Annotated in this window: 17 protein-coding genes, 1 pseudogene and 1 other annotated feature; all 18 genes and pseudogenes read right to left on the bottom strand. The window is 34.8% G+C overall.

Annotated features, from left to right (window positions below):
- Window positions 1-61 precede the first annotated feature (61 nt).
- The 18 genes and pseudogenes from pheA to ABC346_RS12050 all read right to left on the bottom strand — a co-directional run bounded on the left by pheA (window position 62) and on the right by ABC346_RS12050 (window position 15133).
- Window positions 62-916 carry a prephenate dehydratase gene (pheA, locus tag ABC346_RS12135; protein ID WP_413235088.1) on the bottom strand — a complete coding sequence of 285 codons (855 nt, stop codon included), beginning with the start codon at window positions 914-916 and terminating at the stop codon, window positions 62-64.
- A gap of 34 nt (window positions 917-950) precedes the next feature.
- Window positions 951-2231 (bottom strand): GTPase ObgE, encoded by a 1281-nt coding sequence (gene obgE / locus ABC346_RS12130; protein WP_413235087.1) that lies wholly within the window; start codon window positions 2229-2231, stop codon window positions 951-953.
- 14 nt (window positions 2232-2245) lie between these two features.
- Window positions 2246-2773 (bottom strand): Spo0B domain-containing protein, encoded by a 528-nt coding sequence (locus ABC346_RS12125; RefSeq protein WP_413235086.1) that lies wholly within the window; start codon window positions 2771-2773, stop codon window positions 2246-2248.
- Between the two features lie 150 nt (window positions 2774-2923).
- Window positions 2924-3214, bottom strand: a complete 291-nt coding sequence (rpmA, locus tag ABC346_RS12120) for a 50S ribosomal protein L27 (protein ID WP_011066439.1) — start codon at window positions 3212-3214, stop codon at window positions 2924-2926.
- A gap of 14 nt (window positions 3215-3228) precedes the next feature.
- The gene (locus tag ABC346_RS12115) at window positions 3229-3558 is read right to left on the bottom strand and encodes a ribosomal-processing cysteine protease Prp (RefSeq protein WP_413235085.1); all 330 of its coding nucleotides are present in this window, start codon (window positions 3556-3558) and stop codon (window positions 3229-3231) included.
- A 17-nt stretch (window positions 3559-3575) separates the two neighbouring features.
- Window positions 3576-3884, bottom strand: coding sequence for a 50S ribosomal protein L21 (gene rplU / locus ABC346_RS12110; protein ID WP_011066441.1), 309 nt, complete (start codon window positions 3882-3884; stop codon window positions 3576-3578).
- 15 nt (window positions 3885-3899) lie between these two features.
- Window positions 3900-4017 (bottom strand) — a sequence feature (ribosomal protein L21 leader region).
- A 72-nt stretch (window positions 4018-4089) separates the two neighbouring features.
- Window positions 4090-4953: a site-2 protease family protein gene (locus ABC346_RS12105; protein ID WP_413235084.1), complete on the bottom strand. Its 864-nt coding sequence runs from the start codon at window positions 4951-4953 to the stop codon at window positions 4090-4092.
- The gene (locus ABC346_RS12100) at window positions 4940-5716 is read right to left on the bottom strand and encodes a peptidoglycan DD-metalloendopeptidase family protein (protein WP_413235083.1); all 777 of its coding nucleotides are present in this window, start codon (window positions 5714-5716) and stop codon (window positions 4940-4942) included. The genes ABC346_RS12105 and ABC346_RS12100 overlap by 14 nt, the downstream gene beginning before the upstream one ends.
- 129 nt (window positions 5717-5845) lie before the next feature.
- Window positions 5846-6640, bottom strand: a complete 795-nt coding sequence (minD, locus tag ABC346_RS12095; protein WP_413235082.1) for a septum site-determining protein MinD — start codon at window positions 6638-6640, stop codon at window positions 5846-5848.
- The gene (minC, locus tag ABC346_RS12090) at window positions 6633-7319 is read right to left on the bottom strand and encodes a septum site-determining protein MinC (protein WP_413235081.1); all 687 of its coding nucleotides are present in this window, start codon (window positions 7317-7319) and stop codon (window positions 6633-6635) included. Before minC ends, minD begins: the two co-directional genes overlap by 8 nt.
- Before the next feature lie 56 nt (window positions 7320-7375).
- Window positions 7376-7918 carry a rod shape-determining protein MreD gene (mreD, locus tag ABC346_RS12085; protein ID WP_413235080.1) on the bottom strand — a complete coding sequence of 181 codons (543 nt, stop codon included), beginning with the start codon at window positions 7916-7918 and terminating at the stop codon, window positions 7376-7378.
- The gene (gene mreC / locus ABC346_RS12080; protein ID WP_413235079.1) at window positions 7915-8808 is read right to left on the bottom strand and encodes a rod shape-determining protein MreC; all 894 of its coding nucleotides are present in this window, start codon (window positions 8806-8808) and stop codon (window positions 7915-7917) included. Before mreC ends, mreD begins: the two co-directional genes overlap by 4 nt.
- 17 nt (window positions 8809-8825) lie before the next feature.
- Window positions 8826-9857 carry a rod shape-determining protein gene (locus tag ABC346_RS12075; protein WP_413235078.1) on the bottom strand — a complete coding sequence of 344 codons (1032 nt, stop codon included), beginning with the start codon at window positions 9855-9857 and terminating at the stop codon, window positions 8826-8828.
- 182 nt (window positions 9858-10039) lie between these two features.
- A pseudogene (locus ABC346_RS12070) lies at window positions 10040-10180 on the bottom strand (JAB domain-containing protein); the annotation flags it as partial.
- A 136-nt stretch (window positions 10181-10316) separates the two neighbouring features.
- Window positions 10317-11612, bottom strand: a complete 1296-nt coding sequence (locus ABC346_RS12065) for a hypothetical protein (protein ID WP_413235077.1) — start codon at window positions 11610-11612, stop codon at window positions 10317-10319.
- A gap of 479 nt (window positions 11613-12091) precedes the next feature.
- Window positions 12092-12667, bottom strand: coding sequence for a RadC family protein (radC, locus tag ABC346_RS12060; protein WP_413235076.1), 576 nt, complete (start codon window positions 12665-12667; stop codon window positions 12092-12094).
- A 223-nt stretch (window positions 12668-12890) separates the two neighbouring features.
- Window positions 12891-13766, bottom strand: coding sequence for a hypothetical protein (locus ABC346_RS12055; RefSeq protein WP_413235075.1), 876 nt, complete (start codon window positions 13764-13766; stop codon window positions 12891-12893).
- A gap of 83 nt (window positions 13767-13849) precedes the next feature.
- Window positions 13850-15133, bottom strand: a complete 1284-nt coding sequence (locus ABC346_RS12050) for a bifunctional folylpolyglutamate synthase/dihydrofolate synthase (RefSeq protein WP_413235074.1) — start codon at window positions 15131-15133, stop codon at window positions 13850-13852.
- Between the last annotated feature and the right edge of the window lie 19 nt (window positions 15134-15152).

Below are 15152 nucleotides of genomic sequence, written 5' to 3'. Positions count from 1 at the left end.
AATTCCAATAATAAAAGGCTATCGATTTCAATCGATAGCCAAATGATGGTTTTCTTTAGTTTTAGGATTGCAACATATGATATACAGGATAAGTACCTAAAATTGTTACTTGACACCCAAGTGCCTCCAGTTCTGATTTCACTCCTGGAAATAGTATATCATCATAAGGTTGATCAACATCAATTATAAAGAAATAATTACCTAACCCTGTCTTTGTTGGACGTGATTCAATTTTAGAGAGGTTTAGCTTTCTCCATGAAAACGCAGATAATATTTGATGCAGCGCACCTGACTGATCGTTCGGTAAAGTAATCAACATTGTCGTCTTCTCCGAATCTTTCTTGTGTTTAATGTGTACCTTCTCCGGATGATTTGAAAGAACTAAAAATCGCGTATGATTATTTGGATAATCATGAATATTTTCTTGCAAGATATGTAACCCATATTCTTCTGCTGCTAATCGATTTCCGATTGCAGCAATGGGTTTTTCTGTGTTACTTACAATTTCAGCAGCTTTTCCGGTCGAAGACGTATGCTTTGTCATTGCGGATTGCAAATGGCGATGTAAATATTGGTGACATTGTGCAATTGCATGACTATGCGAATATACCTCATGGATATCTGATAGGGTGCTTGTCACTTCTTTGCGTACAAGTAAATGTTGTTGAATCGGTACTACTATCTCAGCAACTACTGGCAAACGCACTTGATGTATTAGGTAGTCAATTGTCAATTGAACAGTTCCTTCAATCGCATTTTCTATCGGCACGACTCCAATATCTACTTCTCCTTTATCGACCGCATCGATACATTCTGGAATCGTTCTATACCCATTTTTCATTTCCCCGTTAAAAACAGAATCTACTGCCATTTTAGTAAATGTACCTTTTGGTCCTAAATATCCTATACTTGTCACTTTACTTCCCCCTTGCAGCTACTGTCACATCGTATTACTCAATAAATTCAAATTCATACTCAAGCAATCTGACAACGTCCCCATCTTGGGCTCCTCTTTCTCGTAAAGCTTTATCTACACCCATTCCACGAAGTTGTCTAGAAAAGCGCTGTACAGCTTCATCGTGTTGAAAATCAGTCATCTTAAATAATTTCTCAATACGTTGTCCATATAATACAAATGCCCCATCCGGGTCTCTCGTAATATGGAAAGGATCTTCTTCCTTTTGGAATCTGTACACGACTGTATCGTCTGTTTCTTCTAATTCTTTTTCATATTTTGGAATTGTTTCTAATTTATCCGCTATCGCAAATAAGAGGTCTCTCAATCCCTCTTTCGTCAGTGCTGAAATTTCATAAATAGGTATATCAACTTCCAATTTTTCTTTGAAATGAATAAGATTCTCTTGTGCGTTCGGCATATCCATTTTATTCGCTGCAATAATTTGTGGACGAACCATTAGTTTTTCATCATAATCACTTAGTTCTTGATTAATCATTATATAATCTTCATATGGATCTCTACCTTCAGTTCCTGCCATATCAATCACATGTAGGATAACTCTTGTCCGTTCTATATGTCTTAAAAATTGATGCCCTAACCCTACTCCTTGTGATGCTCCCTCGATTAAACCTGGCAAGTCAGCCAGAACAAAACTCCGTGAATCCTGAGTATCAACAACACCTAGATTTGGTGATAACGTTGTAAAATGATAATCAGCAATCTTCGGTTTTGCAGCACTAACCACAGAAAGTAAAGTCGACTTACCAACACTTGGAAAGCCTACAAGACCTACATCCGCAATTAATTTCAATTCTACCTTTATATTTCTTTCTTGACCTGGTTCACCATTCTCAGCCATATCTGGTGCAGGATTTCTAGGTGTTGCAAATCGTGTGTTCCCACGACCTCCTCGCCCACCTTTTACAATTACTGCTTCTTGTTCGTGTTTTGTAAGGTCAGCAATTACTTCTCCTGTATCTTCATCAATAACTGTCGTACCAGGGGGTACAGGGACTATAAGTGGCTCAGCATTTTTCCCATGCTGAGTTTTACTCATACCATTTTCTCCTCGTTTTCCTTTATAATGACGGTTATAACGAAACTCCATTAAAGTATTTAAACCTTCATCTACTTTAAAGACAACATTTGAACCATTTCCGCCATCTCCACCAGCTGGGCCGCCTTTAGGAACATATTTCTCTCTACGATATGCTACAAGGCCGTTACCACCATCACCAGCTTTTACATATACACTTACTTGATCGACAAACATTTTATTTCACCTCATTATTCTCTAGTTAGCGAGAATACGAATTGCAACCGGTCATTAAATCGTTCGATTTGTATATTTCCTAAACTACTTTGCCAAACGTCAACTGCCATATTTGGAATTTTGCCTTGTATAGCATAAACAATATCCCATTGGTCTCTTTTGATGTTATCAATTATTCGTATTTCCACTTCATACATGCAATCAGAATTTAAATGATTCTGTAATACATGCATTATTTGATTACATTTACTTACTATCCATTGATCATTTATTGGATGATTAGAGGTAGTGGAAGTCACTTCTATAAAATAAGATATTGAATAAGAACGGTAGTTTTGTTCGAATTCTAATATCCATAGCATTAAAGAAGGAGCATGTAATTGCATTAATTTCCTCTCTTCTTCATAATATGCAATTGCCTCATTTAATTTATCTTCTGCTTTTTCTACTTTCCCCATACTCAAATATCCAGAAACTAGTTGTAATCGATTCATTAGATCATGGCGATAATGTTGAATTATATGCAGTACATCCTCAGTCATCGATTTCACCTCATTAAATCTGAGTATAGCAGAAAAAGAGAGAAAGCAAAAGAATGACTCATTAAAAGTAAGAGGAAAACTTTTTAAAAGACATAGAAAAAAGAACTCCAGCTATAATAAACCGGAGTTCTTTATCTTAAGCATATAAAATTATGCTTCTTTAGCAACTGGATATACACTTACTTTTTTACGGTTACGACCATAGCGTTCGAATTTAACAACACCGTCGATTTTTGAGAAAAGCGTGTCATCTCCGCCGCGACCCACGTTTTCACCTGGGTAAATTTTTGTTCCACGTTGACGATAAAGGATAGATCCACCAGACACAAATTGACCGTCCGCACGCTTAGAACCTAGACGTTTCGATTCAGAATCACGTCCGTTTTTAGAACTACCTTGCCCTTTTTTCGTAGAGAAAAATTGTAAATCAAGACGTAGCATAGAAATGCACCTCCTTATTTATAATTCACTTGCATATGATCTCCATATTCCGCTTCAATTGTTTGAAGGGATACTATCATACCTTCTAATAGTAGTTGAACTCGTTCAGCTACCTCTAGATCAAGATCTTTAGGAATCTCTACATATAAGTAGCCTCCGTCTTTCCCTTGATCAATATGCAAATCTGTGTCACATAATTTAATTACTGCATTCACTCCTCCAAATGATACAGCAGATACTCCTGCACAAACAAGATCATAACCATATGGGCCACTATCTGCATGTCCAGAAAGTTCAAATGCTGTTATTTGGTTGTTTGCTTGGAATACAGTAACTTTAATCATTATAATCCACAGAACCTTTATGCATTAATTTTGTCGATTACTAACTTCGTGTAAGGTTGACGATGACCTTGTTTACGATGATAGTTCTTTTTCGGCTTAAACTTGTGTACATCAATTTTCTTTTGACGACCGTGTTTTTCAACTTTTGCAGTTACAGTAGCACCGTCAATTAATGGAGCACCAACTTTAACGTCATCCCCACCAATGAATAGTACTTTGTCGAACGTTACAGATTCATTCACGTCAGCTGTAACTTTCTCTACATAAATTTCTTGGCCTTCAACTACTTTAATTTGCTTACCACCAGTTTCAATAATTGCGTACATGTTCTTGCACCTCCTCATTCAACTCAGACTCGCCATTTAGGTAATCCAATGCGGATTTTTAAATGTTCAGCACAACCAGCGATTGCTACTTACGCTTTTCCCATTCACCTATTCTGTGCGGTTGTAGCACGGGTGCTACGATGAATAACAGATTGATGTTACCATGTTTTGATCTAGTTTGTCAAGCACTCATCCAAAAATCCGATTACTTAAACAAAAAAGAATCACCAATTCTACCTTTAATTTGATTCTCTTGAAAATAATGTTCTAGACATTCACTATCATCAATAAAAATTCTTGATTGATCCGGATATTGTATATAAATTGGATGTTTTTTTTCACGATGAAAGAAAGACAATACCTCTCCATATGTACTTTCAGATGATACATATAAAGGCTTCACAGAACGTACAACATGTTTTCCTTCATATCGGTGAAGCAAAAATCTTATAAACACATAGAAACGTTGCTTCCACTCTCTCCAATTTTCTACAAATAGAAATGCCCAAACAAAAAATGCACTCAGTGTAAAAGGTAAGAACAAGAATTGTATAGCAACAACAAATGCTATCATAACAAATGAGGATATAATCGTAAAATGGTATGCTCCTTTAAAAGGAAATAAATACGAACAAAGCAATAATAATAATTTACCGCCATCTAATGGCCAAACAGGAATTAAATTAAAGAACAGTATCATCGAGTTATAATAGAAAATTGAAGAAATCAACGCTTCCGGTAATAATTGAAACCCATCCACAAAAAATAAACCAACATAAATAAGAATATGAATAAAAGGGCCAGCAATAGTTACAACTAATTCTTCTCGAATCGGTTTATTACCATGTTCATCGGTTTTCATTACTCCACCAAATGCCCACAAAATAACTAAGGGAATTCTCCATTTATAATACGTAGCGGCAAAGAAATGCCCGAGTTCATGCAAAAGAACAAGAGAAAATATGATCGCCATTTCCATAATAGTACCTGTTAAAAAGGACACTATTATAAATATTAATAATATTGGATGTATACGAATTGGTGGTATCCACCTTTTAATTATTGTCATCAACTTGAATCACCTGAGCAGGATCTACATAATGATTATCCTTCTCAATCGAAAAGAAAACCGATTGTTCGTCCGTAGTAGGTGTAAAAGTTCCTACTAACTCATTTGCTTGAATAAATTGATATAGATGAACATCCACAGAACTTAAATTTCCATATTGAGATATCGAGCCATCTGCATGTTGAACCTTCACTGTTTTTTCTGTATTTGTATCATTTCCTGCAAATACAATGACCCCCTCATTTATCGCAGTTACATTGGTCGATTGTCCTGGATCAATCATAATACCTATTCCATTTGCTTCAAATGACTCAGAAATATTTCCGGTAACTGGTAGAGCCACTGGTTGAGAATTATCCCCTTCAGTCACTACACTAGGTGTAAGAGACAGAGGTCTTCCAAATACTTCTTTATACCAAACATTCACTTTAGCAAATGGGAATTGATCAGTTAATGCAGAAGCTGCCCATGCTTTTGGTTTGTTCAAAGCAGTAGATTCCGATTCCCATATGATTGCTGCTCCAAGAAAAAGCATAAGAGATAATATTGCCTTTACGGCATATTTTGCTACTGGAGAAGAGCTAGTTGTTTTACTTTGACCTGTACTTGTTGGAAATGCAGGATAATATCCATGTGATTCTTCCGTGTCTGGTAGAGCATGTGATCGAAGGTATTCCTTTCCTTTAGATTGATCTGTCTTTATTCCTCTTGCTTTTTTTCGCTGTTCAATTGATTTTCTAATCTTTTGAATATCCTTATCCATAGCCTCACATTCCTTCAATTGATTTATAACATGTATATGTACAAGCATCACATTGTATGAACAGGAATACCGTATGGATTAAAAAACACCTCAAAACATATCCACTGTTTTGAAGTGTTTTACAATAGTTTATATTTTAAAAAACTCTTTTACACGTTGAAAAATACCTTTTTCATCATCAAGTGCTTGGAGTGGCACTGTCTCTCCTAATATTCTTCTAGCAATATTTCGATAAGCAATAGATGCTTTAGAATTTGGATGAAGCGCAATTGGTTCTCCATTATTAGAAGCTTTAATTACCTCATCATCATCTACAACGATTCCAATTAAATCAATCGATAGTAAATTAACGATATCATCAATATCTAACATATCGCCATTTTTCATCATATGATTGCGAATTCGATTAATAACTAAACGAGGTGTATCTTTCATATCTTCTTTTTCTAACAAACCTACAATTCGATCTGCATCACGAACACTGGATTTTTCTGGAGTAGTTACTACTATCGCTCGATCTGCTCCAGCAATCGCATTTTGAAAACCTTGCTCTATACCCGCTGGGCAATCAATTATAATATAATCATATTCTTGTTTTAATTCCGCTATTATCTCTTTCATACCATGAATCGTAACAGCAGTTTTATCACTCGTCTGCGCTGCTGGTAAAAGCGTTAGATAATCAAAACGTTTGTCTTTAATTAGAGCTTGTTTTAATTTACATCTTCCCTCTATTACATCAACAATATCAAAAATTATTCTATTCTCTAACCCCATAACAACATCCAGATTTCTTAGCCCAATATCTGTATCTATTAAACATACTTTTTTCTCCATTAATGCCAGGGCAGTTCCGATATTCGCTGAAGTAGTTGTCTTTCCTACTCCTCCTTTACCAGAAGTAATTACGATAGCTTCACCCATTATTCATTCTCCTCTCAAATCCACTTATTTCTTTCCGTTTTTTTGAAAGAACCTTTAGGGAATCGATAGTGATTTTATCTTGATCTGTATCAATAATACCACATTCCATATAAACACCATCAGATTCATAGTCAGGTGCCCGACTTATATAATCAGCAATTCGCAATTGTGTTGGTTTCATGTAAGACGCTGCTATAAAAGCATCTTTATCCCCATGATAACCTGCATGAGCAACCCCTAATAGATTACCCATTATATAAATATTCCCACTAGCTATAACTCGTCCTCCAGGGTTTACATCGCCAACTAATAGTAAATCTCCTTGAATTTCTAATATCTGCCCGGATCTAACAACACGGTTAATTACTTTAACTTCACTTTCGTCCATCCATCTCTTAGCATCATTGATAGGAATCAAATTTGAATCGATTCCTATCACTTGAAATCGCTGGTCAGTAGTAATAATTTGACGAATCTGCTCTTCTTTATCTTCACTTACATATCTATCTCCTAGTTTAACTTTAACAGAAACAACAGGCTCGTCTTGTTTAGGTTTACTATACTGAATTTTTTCTTCTAACTCTTTTAAAATCTCTTCAAATGAAGCATCTTCATCTATAAATAGACTTAATCCGTCTCTGGTACCTTTAATTGTAATGATTTGTTTTAGATCTTGCACGCTCTAATCACCTCATTTTCACACTCCATTAATGATATATGTATCATACATCTCACTTAACGCATTCGTTCTCCAAGTGGAATTTCTGTTTTCCATTTATCGAGCCTTTTTGATGAGAATGGATAAATAACAATTAAAAAGACAAGATTTAATAAGATTGTTGGAGCTAATCGATTTAATATAAAACTTTCTAATGAAATATCTACCATTCCAACAACAGAGAATATTCCATAAATCGCAAATTCTATTAATACTATACCAAACGTGGCTAGTAATAATAGAACATAGAAATTACCTTGCAACATTTTTTTAATTCCATGAACAATATAAATTACTAACGCATAAGAAAACATATACACTCCGAGAATACCCGTATACACAACATCAAAAAGCAACCCAAAAATTAATGCATATAATACGGAATAATACGTATCGTTATGGTCAAAAAATACAGCTATATAAACTAAAAAGATAAATAGCCAATGAGGTACGATGAAATAGTCTCCCGATAATAATTGTAGTGGTAGTAACTCTAATGCTAGCCCTTCTAATACAATTATTATAAATAAAATGAGAGGTAATACAAGGCGCCTAATCAAGACTCATCCTCCTCATCTCCATCTTCATTTTCTTCCATTTCTTGTGGTTGTTCTATAGCACGATCTACCACAATGACATTGTTGATATCATAAAGGTCTGCAGCCGGTTCGACCATAGCAATTCGAGTAAGTCCATATTGATCAGATACTACTTCCTTAACTTCTCCGATTTTTAAACCTGCAGGGAATTTTCCACCCTTCTCAGAAGAATATACTACATCTCCTTCTTCTACATTTTTCTCAGATTCTTCAATAATACGGAATAATAAAGAATTCGATTCTTTATCAAACCCTTCAATCATTCCAAAGACATCTTGATCATCTTCTTTTGTTATTGTAGCTGATATACGATTAAATTCATCAAAACCTGTAAGTAATTGTACAGTCGCTGTAACATTGGATATTTGTAACACTTTCCCGATCATTCCATCAGCAGTAATCACTACCATGTTTGCTTCTACCCCATGTTCTGATCCACGGTTGATGGTCACTTGATCCATCCATTGTTCCGGTGAGCGAGAAATAACAGACGCGTGGATAGGATCATAATCTCTAACCGTTTCAGTCATCCCAATTATTTCTCTTAGTTCTTCGTTCTCTTCTTCTAATTTTTGTACATCATATAATAAAGAATCTTGTTGAGCAATTTGCTCTCTTAAAACTTGATTCTCTTCATAAGTATTTTTCATATCATCGATATTAGATATAATACCCGTTACAAAGGAAACTGGTGCATGAATTGTATTTTGCACCCAACCCACAGTATCATTGATAATGGTCTCAACAAAACTCATATTTTCTCTATCTCTTAAGGAATATCCGATTAGAGCTACTAAAACAATGACTCCAATTAGGATAATAAAAAGCTTTTTGCTACGTAAAAATTGCATATTAACACACCTACTTATTAATTTAACGGACGAGCAGACACACTTGGACTATTTCTAAATTGATTGATATACTCTAAAGATTTTCCAGTTCCTATTGCAACACTTTCTAAAGGTTCGTCCGTAACAAATACTGGAATCTTTGTTTCATCACTAATTACTTGATCTAGATTTTTTAATAGTGCCCCTCCACCAGAAAGTACGATTCCACGATCCATAATATCAGCTGATAATTCTGGAGGTGTTTTTTCCAATGTTGTTTTTACCGCATTGACAATAGAATCAACTGTATCATCTAATGATTTAGATATTTCTTCGGATGTTACTGTAATGGTTTTTGGAAGTCCAGTCAACAAATCTCTACCTCTAATCTCCATTTCTTCAGCATTTTTACCACCTTTTGCTGATCCAATGTCCATTTTAATAGATTCTGCTGAACGTTCTCCAATCATAAGATTATAATGTTTACGAATATAATTGATAATGGCTTCATCCATATCATCCCCGGCAATTCGAATGGATTCACTTGTTACGATACCCCCAAGTGATATTACTGCGATTTCAGTAGTACCACCACCAATATCTACTATCATACTTCCAGTAGGCTCCCAGACAGGCAGACCAGCTCCAATTGCTGCAGCAAATGGCTCCGCTATTGGATACGCTTCTTTCGCTCCTGCTTGTTTGGTTGCATCAATTACAGCACGTTCCTCTACCATTGTAATTCCAGAAGGAACACATACCATAACATTTGGCTTTTTTGCAAATAAGGAACGCTTTTTCATTGCTTTTTTCATGTAATAATTCATCATTACAGAGGTAGTATCATAATCTGCAATTACTCCATCTTTCATTGGACGGATAACAGAAATATTTCCTGGAGTCCTTCCAATCATGTTTCGTGCATTACGACCTACAGCCTCAATATTACCTGTCTCTAGATTTTTTGCTACTACAGATGGTTCCCGCACAATAATCCCTTTCCCTTTAACAAAAACAAGTGTATTGGCTGTGCCCAAATCAATCCCTAAATCCTGTGAAAAATTAAACATACCCAAGTGTATCTCCCTTTCCATCAATCCCTATTTTCTTTATGTATCTCGCTTTTATCACTATTATACTCTATTCATTATAAATGATAAGAAGCGCCTCTTCCTTTCTAACAATGAAAGATGGCGCTAAATTTATCAATTCTTATTTAATTATACGAAAAAACTTATAAAATAGATAGTATTTATAAATAACCTTTTTCTTTTAGAGATACGAATTTTTTATCGCCAATGATGAGATGGTCTAACACTTCAATTCCGATTAATTTACCAGAGTCCACTAAACGTTTCGTCACATGAATATCTTCTTGTGACGGTGTAGGGTCGTAGGGTAGGAAAAATACGCCTTTCTACATTGAAGTTAGAAGGTTTTATTTTCCCTCCCTCAGAACCGTACGTACACCTTTCAGCGTATACGGCTCGCTAGTTGAAATTAAGCAAGTCAACAGGAAAGACTTTGGGTTACTTTTTAGAGATTAGCAGTAGAACTTTCTTACGATGTAACTTTAAATGATGCATTTTAATAAATACGAAAAAATTACTATTCCCATACCTATCTATACATATAAGACCCATCCTTCCATTTTGTTGTTGTTTCATAGACAAAGCGATTTGCTTAGATGTAGTCTTATATTTAAAAGCAATCGTTTTTAAAAAGCTGCTTTCTGCTAAATGAACGATTTTTTCAATATCATTAAAATTCGCAGCAAAGAGATAATGATTAGCAAATGAAATAAGCTCCTCATTGTATATCCTTAAGATTCGTTGGGCAGAAAATTGTAAAAGGCTTTTTCTAGATAAAGGTATATACTTTTGCAAATCACCATATCCTTTTTGAGATACCCACTGGTTCATTTGTTGCTTAGGAATAATTAATCTAAGTTGCTGTTTTCTATTAGAAACTAACTCATCATTTCTTTTATATAAGAGCTGGAATTTTTGAAAATAGATTTTATCGCTTATATGACGTAGGTTTGATTGTATATTGCAGAAAGAATGAATACCATTCTGGTTAAGCTCATTATTAATATGGTTAAGCAAAACAGACGCATGAAGTTTTGCCCCATTTATACCAACTAGCAACTCCTCTTTATAAAAAACAACTTTATGAGAAACATCATTATTTTCAAATTCACCAATGATATCTTGTATGTTGTGAGCAATCGATTCCCAGAAAATAGTTTTTAAAATAGTCATTAACTTATTCCTTGGATAGGTATAAGAGTGCCAATGTTTTTGCTGATTCGATGCATGAAAAACGAGTTGAATAAATCTATAATCATTTATCTTACCTTTCATAATAGCCATTACAAATTTAACAAACTGTTCTGTACATGTAATTTTCTCAAAAGTTATTTTTATGCACCAGTTTATGTCATTCCATGTTTTTAATTTTTGGAGTGTAGAAAATGGAGGATTAATTTTTGTTGGTAGTGATTGATCAAAGCTCTTTATATGATAAATATGCTCTAATATAACGACTACTGATTCTATTACTAATATATTCTTAGTATGGAGAGGGTCATTTATCTTGTGGGAATTCGAAAACCAAAACCTTCCTAATCTTAATTCATAAATAATTTCTTCTATCATGTTGTTTACAATATGACTCTGTACGTTACTTAGATGATTTATACGCTTAATAACTATTTGCCATAAATCTTTCTTATACAATAACCGGTAACAATCGAATATTGTCCTTTCCTGTTGAGATGCTCTCTGTATTACGTCCAATTGAGGAAATGGATGAATCGTCATGTTCATGACTCCTATCGTCAAGACGTATTTCAACCTGTCTCCCTTCCCCTTGCTAAACTTATTACAAGCTAACATTGAGTACTATGAAGACTCCGTTACCATATGCCAACTGATACGGCACTTAGGCAATCCCTGCATTATGTCAATATATAGTTACGTGATGTTTAGGTACCCATTTCGATGGTTTCTTCTTTTTGAAGATGGGAGGATAATCCTTACAATGAGTTAGAAAGCGGTGAATTCTTGACTCATAATATCCTAACTATTTAATATAATAGCTACACACCCACTATCCCTTCATCTTGGGTTCAAGCAATTTAGCTTTTACCATGCACCACTTGATCTGAAGGACAATAATATAAGACGCTTACTATTTCCTCCTTTTCACATCATGCTATTGTCCCCTAATTGGTTTCCCAATCAAGGTAAGATGCTGACCATAGAACATTGTAAGGGGTTCTAGATACTTCAAAGTATCACTATATAGAGACACCTTGCAGGCGCACACCGCTCGGGTGATTGTGGGCTACAATTAATGATGCTGCAGAACGTTTAACTGCTTCTTTAAATACTTCTCTTGGATGAACTATCGAAGCATTTAAACTACCTATAAAAACTGTCTGGTAATGAATAATTTGATTTTTGGTATTTAGGAATAGGACTACAAAATGTTCTTGGCTTAAGTAACGCATTTCTTCCATAATATAGCTGGCACCGTCTTCCGGAGATCGTATAACATAAGGGCCATCGGGCTTATAGGCATTCAATCTTTTCCCTAGTTCAATGGCAGCAAGAATGATAAGTCCTTTTGCTGTGCCTATGCCTTTAATTGCTATAAGTTCTTCAATAGTCGCATCTCTTAATAATTTCATCCCTTCAAAATGCATTAGAATTCGATTGGATAATACATTCACTGAATCTTGTTTGGTCCCACTTCCGATAAGAATGGATAGTATTTCCTGATTCGATAAATGGGATGCTCCATGTTTTAGTAATCTTTCTCTAGGTCGATCTTCTTTTGGTACATTCTTCATAGTTAGTACCGACGTTTTCATCCTCTCCCTCCTTTCTTCGTTTAGCATATCGGTAGGAGGGAAATACAACAAATGTAAAAAATTGTATTTCACATTAAATTTTCTAACATATAAAGAGTATTTATCCTTAAAGAAACTTGCAAAGAAACCTAGTCGAAGTTATAAAAAATATAAATCCATATCAATTTGAACCACGTCAAAAAGCTTGTGAAGAAACCAGATAGATTTCCTCACAAGCTCTATATTACCTTTGTAGCATCTCGTACTCATGCATTAATCTTAAGAGTTGCTGAGAAGATGGTTCTCCGCTCGTCTCATTTAAAGTCTCTACCAATTTATTTATTGCATGTGTTTCTTTCGGAACATTCTCTATCAATGGTTGAATTTTATCGCTAGTGATTGGATCTGTCGCATTCAATTGATTTGTTAACTCCGTCTGCCAAAAAGAATGTAATGAATCTATCCACTGTACTTCTTCTTTTGTTAAATCTGCCTCACCTTCAGTGGTACTCCATTCTTTCACATATAGATCAACATTACCTTGTTGACTTATCGACTCTGCAATAGATTGACCCAATTCTTTTGTAGGAGCAACTCCTGCTAATAAAAAATATTGGTCTTCTCTTTCCCAAATAATCGTTTTGATATCTAACTCGGTATAATTCTTTTGCCATTCAGCAGCGTTCGCTTCTTCAGAAAAAATTCCCACTTGTATAATATAAGAATGTAATGGTTCTAATTGATATGATTCTTCAGACATCGCCAATGATGGTTCAGTACCATTCACCCCTCCGGCAGTTGGGACTGAACCGTTGGTTGAAGATGGAGAATCCACTTGTACAAACATCCGAATTAAAGTAAAGCCAAGAATCGACCCGATAATTACTGCGGATATAACTGCCATAAATAAGGGCTTTAACTGAAATGACTTTTGTTTTTGTTTATTAGAAAAGCCTTTTTTAGATTTTTTTAAAGCGGTTAATACTGGCAGTTTATCCTGTTCATGGTTTTCTTGGGCAGCAGCTGATTCTTCTGGTGAACTTGAGAATTCTTCTGTAGGTAACTTATACGTCCATTTTTTTCCATTTTTCTCTACTAATATTGGTTTCTTTTTCTCCACATTATGTTCCTCCTGTGCCCAGTAGTATGTTCCTCACTCTAGCACAGGAGATATAAAAAGTAAGACGAAATCTGACACTAGCACTAAGAATCGTTCAACATATTTCGCTTTTGTTCAAGTACATATTGCCTTACTAATGATATAAAGTGTAAGGATCCAGTGATATAATAACAACTAGCCTTGTTTTCAAAAGTCTTATCCATGTATTTTTTCCAGTCATAAACAATTGCTTCTGGATGATTCGTTTTTAATTGTTCCAATTCCTTAAAGGTTGGTGCTCGAACATGGTCAAACGTTGTCACACTTATGTTTGACAAATTTTCTTTTAGACAATTTATCATGTTGTTTACGTCCTTATCTTTAAAAGCTGCAAACAATATATGATGATCATTAGAATGTTGTCGTTTTATCGTATCAACCAAAGCATGTATACCTTCTAAATTATGCGCACCATCTACAATTATTGACGGGTTATTATGGATTTTCTCTAATCTTCCGGATAATTTAGCTTGTTCCACTCCTTCAATTATCTTATCTTCTTTCATCTGCCAGCCTTGCTCACTTAATAGATGTAATACATAAAGAGCTATAGAAGCATTATAGTGTTGATGTTTTCCATTCATACTTAAATTTATATGGAGTTGCTTATTAGATATAAAAAATTTAAAACGGTTCAAGGTTATAGATTCATAAGTAAAATCTTTATCTAAAACAAATAATGGTGAATTCATTTCTTCTGCTTTCTTCTCAATTATGTCATACGAAGGTGCAGTATCACTGACTCCGGTAACCATTGGGATCATAGGTTTAATTATTCCCGCTTTTTGTTCAGCTATTTCTACTAACGTTTCTCCTAAAAATGCAGTATGGTCGTAAGAAACCGTAGTGATTACAGTGAGTATTGGTGAAATTACATTTGTAGTATCCCACATTCCTCCCATGCCTGCTTCGACGACTGTAATATCCACATTATCTTTGAAACAAACAAAGCTTAGTACAGTTAATATCTCAAAATTACTAGGGGAGTTCTCTTCTTTATCTAACATTTCAATTGCAGGCAATATCTTTTGAAATGCATGTGAAAATTCACTTTCCGAAATTGGTTGTTGATTAAATTGAATAAATCCTCTTATTCCATAAAAGCTAGGAGAGGTAAATGAACCAACTTTATAACCATTAGCTATGAGTGCAGATTGAACAAATTGACTCGTTGACCCTTTTCCATTTGTACCAGCTATATGAATAATAGATAGGTTTTTATCTGGATTGTCGACAAACTTCAATAATTTGTTCACTCTTTCTAATCCAGGTTGAACACCAATCGTTTCTCTTTCATTAAAAAATTGCTCTATTTGTTGAAATAACATACTTTCCCTACTTTCCAAA

The sequence above is a fragment of the Oceanobacillus phoenicis genome, from assembly GCF_047238145.1.
Classification (GTDB): Bacteria; Bacillota; Bacilli; order Bacillales; family Amphibacillaceae; genus Oceanobacillus.
Note: the sequence above shows the minus strand (reverse complement) of the source record. Positions and strands in the feature narration are given on the sequence as shown.